Here is a 14,175-nt window from a genome sequence, read left to right as displayed (position 1 = left end):
CTTTGTTCGCAATGATGTAAAAATAAGGCTTCATTTAGCCAAATTAAAATTTATAATAAAAATGAAAAAGCACTTTCAGTTTGTAATAGCAATCATTTTGCTTGCTGCAATTATTTCATGTTCTTCGAAAGATTCAAAACTGAAAGAACGTGAAATCACTGATGAAGTGATGCAAGAAATCTATAACGAAATTAAAACGCCATATAAATATGGATTGGTCATGGTACCAACCGACAATTCATATAAAATGGATTGCCCGAGTATTTTTAGAAAAGATGGAAAATGGTATATGACTTATTTAATTTTTGAAGGTAGAGGTTACGAAACGTGGTTAGCCGAAAGTGATGATTTATTAAACTGGAATCACTTGGGAAAAGTGATGTCGTTTTCAAAAGATACCACCGAATGGGATGTGAATCAAAAAGCGGGTTACATCGCTTTACAAGACCCTACTTGGGGAGGTTCTTACAAATGGGAATCTTACGATGATAAATATTGGATGAGCTATTTTGGAGGAAACACCACAGGTTATGAAGCCGGAATTTTATCTATGGGCATGGCCTATACTGATGAGTTACCAACAACATCACACGAATTTAAACGCTTGCCTGAGCCTGTATTAAGACCTAATGATGACAAGGCTAAATGGTGGGATAATAGTACCATGTACAAAAGTTCTGTTATTAGAGATGTTGAGAAAGAAACCGGTCACGAATTTATTATGTATTACAACGCTCGTGGTGATAGTATCAATCCTGCCAAAGGAGCAGAACGTATTGCTATGGCGGTATCGAACGATATGAAAAACTGGGAACGTTATGGTGATGCCCCATTGATTAACCACCATAAAGGGATTTCAGGCGATGCCTATATCCAGCGTATTAATGATACTTGGGTGATGTTTTATTTTGGTGCCTTTTGGACGGGCTGGGACCAAGGTGCTTTTAACCGTTTCGCGGTATCGAACGATTTAATTCATTGGAAAGATTGGGAAGGCACCAATTTAATTGAATCTTCAGAACCTTACGATAATATGTTTGCACACAAATCATTTGTGGTTAAGCATGAGGGTATTGTGTATCATTATTATTGTGCAGTAAATAAAGCAGGGCAGAGGGGCATTGCCTTGGCAACATCGAAAGAGATTGGAACTAGCGATTTAAATTTTGTAGAATTTGAAGAGGATGAAAATGAATAGACTACTGTTCATATTACTTTTAAGCTGTTTTTTTATAAGTCAGGCGCAAACCGTTACCGGTGAGCCTGCAGGAATTCCTGAAACACCTAAAAAATATGCTTATACGCCTTGGGAAGACCCTTTGGTAACGAGTATTAACCGTCAGCCAGCAAGAGCGACTTCTTATTCTTATAAAACGGTTGAAGATGCCCTGGAAGGTAACCGAGAAAAAAGTAGGTTATTGATGCTAAACGGTAACTGGGATTTTAATTATTCGATTAATTTAGACCAAGCTCCCAAAGATTTTTATAAGAATGAAGTGGATGGTTGGGACAAAATTGAAGTGCCTTCCAACTGGGAATTAAAAGGTTATGATATTCCTATTTATAAAAGTGCGGTATATCCGTTTCGACCAATCAATCCGCCTTATGTTCCGAAAGATACCAATGGTATTGGTTCATATCAACGAAAATTTAAAGTGCCAAAGGAATGGCAAAAGGATATGACTGTTACGCTTCATTTTGGAGCGGTGAGTTCTGCTTTTCAAGTGTGGTTGAATGGTGAATTTTTGGGCTATGGTGAAGACAGTTTTCTGCCTTCAGAGTTTAATATCTCAACGTATTTAAAAGAAGGTGACAATGTCTTGTCGGTTCAGGTAATCCGTTATAGCGATGGGTCGTACCTAGAAGACCAAGACCACTGGCGCATGAGTGGTATTCAGCGCGAAGTGTTTATCATGGCCGAACCTAAATTACGAATTCTGGATTTCTTTTATCAAACCAAATTAGATAAAGAATACAAAGATGCCGTATTCCAATTACGTCCTGAGATAGAGAACTTAACAGGTGATACCATTAGAAATGCTTCATTCGAATTTCAATTGTACAATGATAATAACGAAGCACTTTTTGAAAAACCCATCGATACTTTGGCAAAAGCCATTGTGAATGAAAGTTATCCACGTTTGGATAATGTCCGTTTTGGATTTTTTGAAAAGACCATTAAAAATCCGAATAAGTGGAGTTCGGAAGAACCGAATTTATATACTTTGGTGATGACTCTAAAGGATGAAAACGGAAATATTTCCGAAGTAAAATCCTGTAAAGTCGGTTTCCGTTCCATTGAATTTTCAAAGGACAATGGGAAATTGTTAATCAACGGAAAAGAAACATACATCTATGGGGTGAATCGTCACGACCATCATCCAGTTCGAGGAAAAGCGTTAACTCGTGAAGATATAGAGCAGGACGTGAGAACCATCAAAAAATTTAATTTTAATACCATACGCACCAGTCATTATCCTAACGACCCGTATTTCTACCAATTATGCGATGAATATGGCATCATGGTTATGGATGAAGCTAATTTGGAAACGCACGGTTTAGGAGGAAAATTGAGCAACGATTCGCAATGGACGCATGCCTATTTAGAGCGTATGAGCCGCATGGTAGAGCGTGATAAAAACCACGCGAGTGTGATTATGTGGAGTTTAGGGAATGAAGCGGGTAAAGGTCCAAATCATGCTGCTATGGCCAGTTGGACAGATAATTTTGATATAACCAGACCCATTCATTACGAACCGGCACAAGGTAACCCACGATTGGATGGTTATATAGATGAAAGAGACCCAAGATATCCTTCAACAGGCGACCATTCGCACCGATTCGAAAACCCGCAGGATGAGCCTTATGTGGATATGGTAAGTCGTTTTTATCCTGGCGTATTCACACCTCAATTTTTGGTAGATAAGAAAGCCGATACACGACCTATTTTGTTTGTCGAGTATTCGCATTCTATGGGAAATTCAACAGGAAATTTAAAAGAGCTTTGGGATGAATTTAGAAGACTACCAAGAATTATAGGTGGTTGTATTTGGGATTATAAAGACCAAGGTTTGTTAAAAGTTGATGAAGAAACTGGAGAGGAATTTTACGCTTATGGTGGCGATTTTGGAGAAGTAAGACACGATGGCAATTTCTGCATTAATGGTATCGTAGCATCTGATGGGCGACCAAAAGCAGCCATGTACGAAAATAAATGGGTGTACCAACCAGTTACTTGTAGTTTAAAAGGATTCCAACTAACAATAAAAAATAGACGAGCTACTAAATCACTTAAAGATTTAGTAGCTATATTAACAATATCAAGTGATGGAAAGGCTTTTAGCGAAATGCCTTTAACCCCATTAAGTTTAAAAGCAGGAGAAACTACTGTTTTGGATTTAGATAAGTATATCCCAAGATTTAAATCAAACTCAGATATTTTTATTGATATTCAATTTCAACTTTCCCAAGATATGCCATGGGCTAAAAAAGGTTTTACAGTAGCTAGAGACCAATTTTTAACTTATACCAAAAGAGAAAATCCGAACTTATTTCGTGATTATAAAACGGTGGTATCAGTTTCAGATAACGATGAGCAATTTGAAGTTTCTGGAGATGATTTCCATATTAAAATCAACAAAGAAAACGGTGCTTTAAGTTCATATGTGTATCAAGGCGAAGAACAAGTTTTTGCACCCTTATTGGCAAACTTTACACGTCCGTTTACCGATAATGATAGTAAAGGTTGGAAACCACATAAGAAGCTAAAACAGTGGTATGATAATGAACCGAAATTACTTTCGGTTAGTAATAAAACTTCAGGCAATGATGTTGTTGTGGTTTCCAAATACGAAATGTTAAAAGATAGTGCGAATGTAGATATCACGTACAATATCAAACCCGATGGGGTTATAAAAGTCGATTACGAATTAAAGGCTTCAACCGATTTGCCTAACATTCCAAAAGTGGGTATGCACATGGGCATTAAAAATGATTTTAGGCAAATTTCTTGGTTCGGAAAAGGTGAATTAGAAAATTATGCAGATAGAAACCAAGGTTTTTTTGTAGAACGTTACAGTTTGCCTTTAAATGACTTTATAGAGCCGTATGTTAGGCCGCAAGAAAACGGAAACAGAACGCAGGTGCGTTGGATGGCTGCTACCACTTCAAATAAAAATGAAGGGTTTTTAGTAGTAAATGTTAACCAACCGCTAAGTATGAGCGTTTGGCCTTATACGGAAGAAAATTTCAATGAGGCCAAACATACATTCGATTTAAAAAATCCAGGATATTTAACCCTAAATATTGATTTAAAACAAATGGGAATTGGCGGAAACGATAGTTGGTCACCGATAGGAGCGCCCATGGAGAAATACCAGATTCCCTCAAAAAATTACGAGTACAGCTTTTATATTGTGCCATTTAATTCGGATTCATCAGGATTAGATGAAGCACTTAAAAAATTCATGTATAATTAATGCGTTTTAAAATAAAACATAGCGTTCTGTTTTTTATTGTGCTTATTGCTCTGTCTTGCAAACAGGAGCAAAAAACGGAAGTGTCTTATTTTCAGCCTACGGAAGAAAGTGCGAAACCATGGGTGTATTGGTATTGGATGAAAAGTGCCTATTCCAAAGAAGGTATCACGGCGGACTTAGAAGCCATGAAGCAAGCTGGCATTCGAGGCGCTTATTTAATGACCATAAAAGGTCCGGGTGAGGCGCCACTAATGAATCCACCCGTCATTCAGTTGAGTAAAGAGTTCTGGGGTTTGGTGCGTTGGGCATTGCAAGAAGCCGACCGATTGGGATTGAAAATCGCTTTCCATCCTGCCGACGGTTTTGCCGTGGCTGGTGGTCCTTGGATTACTCCTGAAATGTCTATGCAAAAAGTAGTTTGGGCAGATACGATTGTGGAAGGAAACGTTACTAAAGGCATGCAATTACCAGTATCGGAACATTACAAAGATTATTATAAAGATATTGCCACATTTGCAATTCCTGTTGAAAAAGCATTTAAAACGTCTATTGATGTTAAGCCGAAAGTGAGTGCATCAATTGATGAAAATGCCGATTTTTTAACGGATAATTCGGCAGAACAAACACAGTTCCGAATGCGAGAGCCTGGCTATATTCAATATGAATTTAATGAGCCTTTCGATTGTAAATCCATTCAAATAGAAACGAAGGGGAACAATTACCAAGCTCATCGATTACTGGTTGAAGTAAGCGACGATGGTAAAAATTTTAAAAGCTTAGGCCGTTTAGAAACCCCGCGTTCGGGCTGGCAAGATACCGATGTAAATTATAACCATAAGGTATCTGCAAAAGCAAAATATTTCCGGTTTGTTTATAACCCAGAAGGATCGGAACCAGGAGCGGAAGACTTAGATATGGCCAAGTGGAATTCCTATTTAAAAATCACAAAAATTATTCTTTCCGAAGAACCTTTAATTGATAACTATCAAGGGAAGTCGGGTGCGGTTTGGCGCATCAGTTCGAGAAATACAGAAAAACAAATCCCAAATTCCGATTGCGTGAACACTGAAAACATGGTGAATATTTCGGAATTTGTTGATGAAAACGGCATTTTAAATTGGGATGCACCGCAGGGAAATTGGCGAATTTTACGATTCGGACACACGTCAACCGGTCATGAAAATGCCACTGCTGGTGGTGGCCGCGGATTGGAGGTCGATAAGTTTAATGCCGATGCGGTACGTTTTCAGTTAGACCATTGGTATGGTGAGATGCGTCGGACAGCAGGAGAAGCATTGGCTTCAAAAGTAGTTGAGATTCTTCATATGGACAGCTGGGAGTGTGGTAGTCAAAATTGGTCGCCAGTGTTTCAAGAGGCTTTTAAAGTCCGTCGTGGTTACGATATAGTGGATTTTTTACCGGTTATGGCGGGTATTCCGTTAGATGATATAGAAAAGTCAGAACAGATATTATACGATGTTAGAAAAACGATAGCTGAATTAACTGCTGAGAATTTCTTTGGAACATTAAAAGATGAAGCGATAAAAACAGGTGTGAAGTTCAGTACGGAAAATGTAGCGCCGACCATGACTAGCGATGGTTTACTTCATTTTAAATATGTGGATTACCCAAGTGGCGAGTTTTGGTTTAGAAGCCCTACGCACGATAAACCCAACGATATGCTAGATGCGATTAATGGTGGTCATATTTATGGACGCGATATCATTCAAGCCGAGGCGTTTACCCAACTTCGTATGGATTGGGATGAGCATCCGGGTAATTTAAAAACCATGGCCGATAGGAATTATGCTTTGGGAATCAATCGCTTTTTCTATCATGTGTTTGTGCACAACCCGTGGTTGGATAGAAAACCGGGCATGACTTTAGATCCTATTGGAACTTTTTTTCAACGTGACCAAACTTGGTGGGAACCCGGAAGTGCTTTTTTTGAGTATTGTAAGAATGTACAATTTCAACTTCAGAAGGGACAACCAGTTATAGACTTTGCTGTGTTTACTGGTGAAGAGATTCCATCGCGTTCAGTATTACCAGACCGTTTGGTGCCGTTTATTCCGAACGTATTCGGGGCGGAACGTGTCGCTTCAGAAAAAGTTCGATTGGCTAATGAAGGGCAGCCATCGGCAACAATGCCAAAAGAAGTTAAGTACACTAAAAATAGCACCGATTTATCCCAATGGGTAAATGCTTTAAACGGTTATAAATACGATTCATTTAATAGCGATGTGTTACTAAGTGCCAAAGTAAAAGATGGTAAAGTGATGTTTAAAGATGCCTTAACCTATGAATTTTTGGTGTTTCCAGATGCCCGAAAAATGATGCCGACTCAAATTATGTCGTTAGAAGTTGCACAAAAAATGGTAGAATTGGTAAAAGCCGGAGCAACTATTCTTGTTGGACATAAACCAGATGAAAAAGCTAAGTTCATTAGTAACCAAACAGAATGGCAAACGGTTATTGATGAACTTTGGTCAGGAAAAGGACAAAAACCCTGGACTTTAGGTAAAGGGAAAGTGATTCAATTACCATATTTAGGAGAGACTTTTGTAGAATTAGGTGTTGAACCCAATGTGCTTGTTGATGAAAATATGGCATGGACGCAACGTCAAACTGCTGATGAAACCATTTATTTCTTATCTAATCAAAAGGAAGAAAAACGAGAATTAGAAGTGTCGTTTAGAGTAACAGGAAAAGTTCCAGAATTGTACCATCCGATTTTAGATGAAACCACTGTTTTAGAAAACTGGAAGAATGAAAACGGAAGAACTATTATCCCTTTACAGTTTTTACCAAACGAATCCTACTTCATTATTTTTAATAAGGAAACAAGCAAAGAAACATCGAAAGGAAAACCCAATTGGTCAAATTTTAAAACTGTAAAAACTTTAGATGAAAACTGGAGACTCCAGTTTGATGCCAAATATCATGGACCAGAAAAACCGATTCAAATTGACAAATTGTTCGATTGGACGACATCAATTAATGATAGCATCAAATATTATTCAGGAACGGCAACCTATACAAAATCATTTAATTGGGATAAAAGCTCAACAGATGATTTATGGCTTCAGTTTGATGGAATTAACTGTATTGCGGAGGTTTCTGTAAATGGAAAATCTTGCGGTATTCTATGGACGTATCCGTATCGCATTAATATTTCTAAAGCTATAAAAGCAGGTGAAAATAGTTTAGAAGTAAAAGTAACCAACACTTGGGCGAACCGTTTAATAGGCGATGAAAAATTACCAAAAGAACAACGTTTAACCTGGACAACCGCTCCTTACAGATTAGACGACACGATGATGGTAAAATCTGGATTGTTAGGAGAAATTCAAATAATACATAAAAAATAGACAGATGAAAAAACAAGTTGTAATAGCTATTATGTGCTTATTTAGTGTGTTAAGTACTCATGCAGATATTAAATTACCGGCATTATTTACTGATAATATGATGCTTCAACAAAACATGGATGTACCAATTTGGGGTTGGGGAGTAAAAAACGAGATACTTCAAGTTTCTACCTCGTGGGATGCTAAAACTTATGAAGTAAAAGTTGAGACAAATGGTACGTGGCGAACTAAAATAAGCACACCGAACGCAGGCGGAACGTATCAAATCACCATCAAACAAGGTTCTGAAACGATAACAATTAATAATGTTTTAATAGGGGAAGTTTGGTTATGTTCTGGGCAATCGAATATGGAAATGCCCTTAAAAGGATTTCCTGGGCAACCTATAAATAAGGGAAATGAGACGATAGTGTATTCAACAAACAATAACATTCGTTTTATAAGTGTTCCAAGGTCTACGGTTTTAGAACCTAAGGATGATTTTGAAGGTAATTGGCAAGTGGCATCACCAAAAACAACAGCTGATTTTAGTGCAACTGCTTGGTATTTTGGTTCGTTGCTTCAGGAAGTTTTACAAGTGCCTGTTGGATTGATTCACGTATCTTATGGCGGTTCTAACGTTGAAGCTTGGATGAATGAAGAAATGCTAAAAGATTTTGAAACTATCGCCATTCACAAAAAGAAAGAAGATTTTGTAGAAGCGCCAAACCGCGAGGCTACTACGTTATTTAATGGTATGCTATCACCGGTCATTGGATATGGTATAAAGGGTGCTATTTGGTATCAAGGCGAATCGAATCGCGATAGACCTTTTCAGTACAAAAGCTTGTTTAAAAAAATGGTTAGTAGCTGGAGAACGCTATGGAATCAAGGTGAATTTCCTTTTTACTTTGCTCAAATTGCACCGTTTGATTATACAAGATATCATAAGAATGATTGGAAAGAAAAGTATAATTCGGCATATTTAAGAGAAGCTCAGTTAAAAGCTTCAAATGAGATTCCAAATTCGGGTATGGCGGTTTTAATGGATATTGGTGAAAAAGACAATATTCATCCAGCTAATAAAAAAGTTGGAGGTAACAGGTTGGCTTATTTAGCCTTAGCAAAAACTTATCGTATTGATGGCTTTGAATATGCAAGTCCAGAATTTAATGCTATGGAAATTAAAGGAAGTACTGTAATAGTCTCGTTTAACAATGTTCCAAACGGAATTACATCTTATGATAAAGACGTACTTGGTTTTGAAATAGCAGGAGAAAATAAAGTGTTTTATCCTGCAACGGCGGTACTTAGAAGAAAGTCGGTAATGCTGTCGTCTCCTCAAGTTGAAAAACCGGTAGCGGTTAGATATTTGTTTAAAGATTTTACAAAAGCTGAAGTTTTTAGTGTTGGAGGATTGCCCATGTCGTCTTTTAGAACAGACGATTGGTACAAAGACTAATTTAAATGAAGCATCAGGTTCTTAAAATACTTGTATTGGTTACGCTTTTTATGGAAGCGCAAGTACCTGTGCTTGAAAACTACAACCAAATTTGGACCACTCAAAGTAAAAATGCTTCTGAATCCATGCCATTAGGAGGTGGAGATATTGGTGTAAATGTTTGGGTTGAACAAGGTGATTTGTATTTCTATTTTTCAAGAAGCGGCACGTTTGATGAGCATAATACCTTGTTGAAGTTGGGACGTGTAAAAGTGGAATTAACACCTAATCCGTTTAAAGATAATAACGGTTTTCATCAGAAGTTAGTTTTAAAAGACGGTTATGTAATAATCGATCAAGACAATACCGAAGTTAAACTTTGGGTTGATGTGTTCCATCCGGTTATTCACGTTGATGTAAAAGGCGAACAAGCGTTGCAAATGAAAGCCTCTTACGAAAGTTGGCGCTATAAAAACCGTGAAGTAAAAGGAAGAGCAAATAACGCCAATTCTTATAAATGGGCACCTCAAGGTAATATTATTACGTATCAAGATTCCATCAATTTTGAAAACAATACCGTTAAGTTTTACCATCAAAACCGTGAGCATACTGTTTTTGATGTAACAGTGAAGCAGCAGCAAATGGAATCGGTAAAAGATGAGATGATGAATCCGTTAAAGTATTTAACTTTTGGTGGATTCATGATAGGCAAAAACATGAAAACCGATGGAACGTACACTGGAGTTTATCAAGATACAGATTTTAAAGGCTTCAGTTTGGTAAGCAAAAAACCTAGTAAAAAGCATTATTTGTCAGTGTATTTAAACACCGTTCAAAATGAGGATATTGCTGTATGGGAAGATGAATTACAAGACTTAATTACGAATTACAAACCAAAGGAAGAAAATACAAAAACTTGGTGGAATAACTATTGGGACAGAAGTTTTATCTACACAAAATCAGAAAACGATTCGGTTTATCAAATTGGGCAAAACTATCAGTTGTTTCGATACATGTTAGGTTGTAATGCCTATGGAAAGTATCCAACAAAATTTAATGGCGGTTTGTTTACGGTAGACCCTATTTACACCAAAGAAGACCATCCGTTTACACCCGATTTTAGAAATTGGGGTGGAGGTACCATGACGCAACAAAACCAGCGTCTGGTCTATTTCTCTATGTTGAAAAGCGGTGATTTTGATATGTTGCCATCACAATTGGATTACTATTTAACCCTTCAAAAAAATGCTGAATTGCGCAGTCAGGTATATTGGAACCATGACGGAGCAGCATTTACGGAGCAATTGGAGAATTTCGGTTTACCAAACCCTGCTGAATACGATTGGAAACGTCCAGAAGAGTACGACCCCGGTATGCAATATAATGCATGGCTAGAATATCAATGGGATACCGTTTTTGAGTTCTGCAAAATGATGCTAGAACAAAATGAGTACGCTAATATTAATGTGAAAAAGTACAATGGTTTTATTTTAAGTTGTCTTCGTTTTTTTGATGAACATTATCAATATCTGGCTAAAAAAAGAGGTCGAAAAGCCTTAGATGCCAATGGCCATTTAGTGTTATATCCAGGTTCGGCTGTTGAAACTTATAAAATGGCTTATAATGCGAATAGTACTATTTCTGCATTAAAAGTTATTTCAGAAAAACTCTTAAAAACATCTTCAGACGAATTAACGGAAGCTGAAATAAAATATTTAGAGGAATTTCAAACCCGTATTCCGCCGTTAAATTCTAGGGAAATTGATAATCAAAAGGTGTTATCGCCAGCAAAAACTTGGGAACGCATCAACAATACCGAAGCTGCCTCTTTATATCCGGTTTACCCTTGGAAATTATACGGATTAGGACAACCCGATTTAAAAATAGCCCAAAACACCTATTTCTTAGATAGAGATTTATTGAGATTCAGGAGTCACATGGGTTGGAAACAAGATAATATTATGGCTGCGAGATTAGGTTTAACAGAAGAAGCTGCAAAATACACCTTGCTAAAAATGGCAAACTCAGAAAGACGTTTCCCTGCATTTTGGGGACCTGGTTTTGACTGGGTGCCAGACCACAATTGGGGGGGCTCAGGAATGATTGGCATGCAAGAGATGCTTTTGCAGGAGGTGGATGGTAAATTATTACTATTTCCAGCGTGGCCAAAAAACTGGAATGTTCATTTTAAACTTCATGCTAAAAACAATACAATTATTGAAGCGAAGTTAGAAAACGGAAAGTTAAATATAATAAAAGTAGTTCCAGAATCTAGGAGAAAAGACATTCAAAATTTGTTATACTACACTTTAAAAGAAAAATTAAATTTAGACTAAAATGAGATTTATTAAGCAAACCCTAAGTTGTTTATTTTTGTTAGCACTTGCATTATTTAATGTACAATGTCAAAGTAATATCAAAGCAGAAAAACAGACCATAAAAGTAGATTTCGATTTCTCGGGAAGAAGACTTTCCGAAGTGCACGACCCACTTTATAAATCATGGCTCATTAATGATGGCAAAGAAGATGAGAAATCATTTGAAGGTGTTACGGTTAAGTTAAAAGGTACTTTTAATTCAAAATGGTTTAAATTGGGTATGAGTTCACCACATTATGCACAATTAATTAGTGACGGATTGGTGGTAAGTGATAGTTTAGAATTCATAATAAGCGGATTAAAACCGGGAAAACATTCGCTTTTAACTTTTCATAACACCTTTGATAAAATTGAAGGTCGTGATTTTCCGGACTATAAAATTTATATTAATGGAAAATTGGTGAATTCAGTTCACCCAAGCAATAGAGCGTTTTCTAAAGTAGAAGTGGGTACATCTTATATTAAGTTTGATGCTAAGGCTAATGAAAATGTGATCATTCAATTTAAAATGGATTTGGGTTCAGAAGGATGGCATGATGCTTTTTATTATAAACAATTGATAATTAACGGCTTTGAGATTGATACGCCAGATATCAAAAGACAAAGCAATACGCCTCAACCAGAAAATGCTGACGAACATGTTATGGTAGATGGCCCCTTAAATTTAAAATGGGATGCACCTGAAGGCACTAAAGCTTATCACTTATATTTTGGAGAGGATGAGCAGTTGATTAGGTATGCCGATGAGAATTCTGCAGAATACAAAGGAAAGTTGACCGAAAAGAATTTTGAAGTTAATGATTTATACAGTATGACTGCATACTATTGGCGTGTTGATGTTGTGGATGCTGACGGCGAAATAACCGAAGGTAATGTATGGTCTTTCAGACCGGCACAATTAGCCTTTCCGGATGCAGAGGGCTACGGTCGTTTCGCGATTGGTGGTCGCGGCGGAAAAGTTGTTGAAGTGACCAATTTAAATGACAGCGGCCCAGGAAGTTTCCGTGAAGCGGTAACCAAAGATATCGGTCCAAGAACCGTAGTATTTAATGTGTCCGGAAATATCGAGCTAAAATCGAGATTGGTAATCGGTCAGCCTTACATAACGGTAGCTGGGCAAACGGCTCCGGGCGACGGAATAACAATTACAAGAGCACCGGTAGGATTAACAGGAGACGATGGTATTGTTCGGTTTTTAAGGGTTAGAATTGGCTCAGGAACCACCTTTGACGGCATGGGACTTACAGGAGCAAACTTCAGTATTATAGACCATTGTTCTATTAGTTGGACGATTGATGAATCATTTAGCTCACGTGGTGCCCACCATATTACCTTGCAACGTACATTAATTTCAGAAGCATTAAATGTTGCAGGACACGATAAGTACGAAGGCGGTAAAATGCACGGTTATGCAGCTACTATTGGTGGCGATATTGGAAGTTTTCATCATAATTTATTGGCGCATAACTACGGAAGAAATTGGAGTATGGGCGGTGGCTTAAATGGCGATGGTTATTACTCAGGAAGACTTGATATTAGGAATAATGTAGTTTATAATTGGGGACACCGTACAACAGACGGTGGTGCTCATGAAGTGAATTTTGTAAATAATTATTACAAACCCGGACCTTCAACCGATTTGTTTTTTGCATTAACGGCAGACCACGAAGGTGTGGGGAAAGGAAGTCAGCGTTATTTCTTCGAAGGAAATATAATGCCAGGGCATTTTGATGTAGATACCCAAGAAAAAGGAAGAAGGTCAAAAATAAAAAACAACGAAATTGTGGAATATGAAACCTTTGTGGATGAGCCATTTTTCGAATCGTTTATAGAAACACAGTCGGCTAAGGCGGCATATAAAAATGTGTTGTCAGATGTTGGAGCAACTCAACCAAAGCTGGACGACCAAGATAAAAGAATTATTGAAGAAACTTTAAAAGGAACTTATACGCACAAAGGAAGCAAAAGTGGATTGCCCGGAATGGTGGATACAGAGCTTGATGCCGGTGGATTTCCAGATTATACTAGTGAAATGCGACCAGAGAACTGGGATACCGACCATGATGGATTGCCCAATTGGTGGGAAGAAGCACATGGTTTAAATATGAATTCAGAGTTAGGTGATTTTTCAGATTCTAATAATGACGATGATAAAGATGGTTTCACTCAATTGGAAGATTATTTAAATTGGATGGCACAACCGCATTATTTTATATCAAACAACGAAACATTAACATTTGATGTTGCACAATATTTCAAAGGCTATGACAATAACCCAGTATATAGTTTTTCAGTAGTAAATAATGGAGAAGTAAAACTTAATGGAAATAATTTAGCATTTCAACCGTCGCAAAAAGGTCTGGCATCGTTCAATATTACTGTAAAAGATGCTAGTGGAGATAGTATGATAAGGTTGATAAATGTATTCATAAAATGATTGCTTTGCTGTCATTCTGTCCCGATGGCTATCGGGATTATTTCAGAATCTAATAGCACTTAATATGTATTCAAAATTTAAAAGGGAACAA

The 14,175-nt window shown here is 37.4% G+C and carries 6 protein-coding genes; all 6 read left to right on the top strand.

All coding sequences use genetic code 11. From position 1 onward, the window contains the following. Positions 1–61: 61 nt before the first annotated feature. The 6 genes from ACIEHO_RS08650 to ACIEHO_RS08625 are packed head-to-tail and all read left to right on the top strand — an operon-like array spanning position 62 to position 14,084. Positions 62–1,198: a glycoside hydrolase family protein gene (locus ACIEHO_RS08650; RefSeq protein ID WP_406970706.1), complete on the top strand. Its 1,137-nt coding sequence runs from the start codon at positions 62–64 to the stop codon at positions 1,196–1,198. Beyond that, positions 1,191–4,478, top strand: a complete 3,288-nt coding sequence (locus tag ACIEHO_RS08645) for a glycoside hydrolase family 2 TIM barrel-domain containing protein (protein ID WP_406970704.1) — start codon at positions 1,191–1,193, stop codon at positions 4,476–4,478. The genes ACIEHO_RS08650 and ACIEHO_RS08645 overlap by 8 nt, the downstream gene beginning before the upstream one ends. Further along, the gene (locus ACIEHO_RS08640; protein ID WP_406970702.1) at positions 4,478–7,849 is read left to right on the top strand and encodes a glycosyl hydrolase; all 3,372 of its coding nucleotides are present in this window, start codon (positions 4,478–4,480) and stop codon (positions 7,847–7,849) included. The genes ACIEHO_RS08645 and ACIEHO_RS08640 overlap by 1 nt, the downstream gene beginning before the upstream one ends. Before the next feature lie 4 nt (positions 7,850–7,853). Then, on the top strand, positions 7,854–9,290 hold the full coding sequence (locus ACIEHO_RS08635) for a sialate O-acetylesterase (RefSeq protein ID WP_406970700.1): 1,437 nt from the start codon (positions 7,854–7,856) through the stop codon (positions 9,288–9,290). 5 nt (positions 9,291–9,295) lie between these two features. Then, positions 9,296–11,605 (top strand): DUF5703 domain-containing protein, encoded by a 2,310-nt coding sequence (locus tag ACIEHO_RS08630; RefSeq protein ID WP_406970698.1) that lies wholly within the window; start codon positions 9,296–9,298, stop codon positions 11,603–11,605. A 1-nt stretch (position 11,606) separates the two neighbouring features. Beyond that, entirely contained in the window at positions 11,607–14,084 is a 2,478-nt protein-coding gene (locus ACIEHO_RS08625) for a pectate lyase family protein (RefSeq protein ID WP_406970696.1), read from the top strand. The last annotated feature ends 91 nt before the right edge of the window (positions 14,085–14,175 follow it).

It is taken from the genome of Flavisericum labens (assembly GCF_045446075.1).
Taxonomy (GTDB): Bacteria; Bacteroidota; Bacteroidia; order Flavobacteriales; family Flavobacteriaceae; genus Flavisericum; species Flavisericum labens.
The sequence above is the reverse complement of the archived record's forward strand: the minus strand, read 5'-3'. Positions and strand labels throughout refer to the sequence as shown.

Coding starts and splice junctions, on each gene's coding strand:
- ACIEHO_RS08630 (WP_406970698.1), top strand. CDS start 9,296: ATGAAGCATCAGGTTCTTAAAATACTTGTATTGGTTACGCTTTTTATG.
- ACIEHO_RS08640 (WP_406970702.1), top strand. CDS start 4,478: ATGCGTTTTAAAATAAAACATAGCGTTCTGTTTTTTATTGTGCTTATT.
- ACIEHO_RS08645 (WP_406970704.1), top strand. CDS start 1,191: ATGAATAGACTACTGTTCATATTACTTTTAAGCTGTTTTTTTATAAGT.
- ACIEHO_RS08650 (WP_406970706.1), top strand. CDS start 62: ATGAAAAAGCACTTTCAGTTTGTAATAGCAATCATTTTGCTTGCTGCA.
- ACIEHO_RS08635 (WP_406970700.1), top strand. CDS start 7,854: ATGAAAAAACAAGTTGTAATAGCTATTATGTGCTTATTTAGTGTGTTA.
- ACIEHO_RS08625 (WP_406970696.1), top strand. CDS start 11,607: ATGAGATTTATTAAGCAAACCCTAAGTTGTTTATTTTTGTTAGCACTT.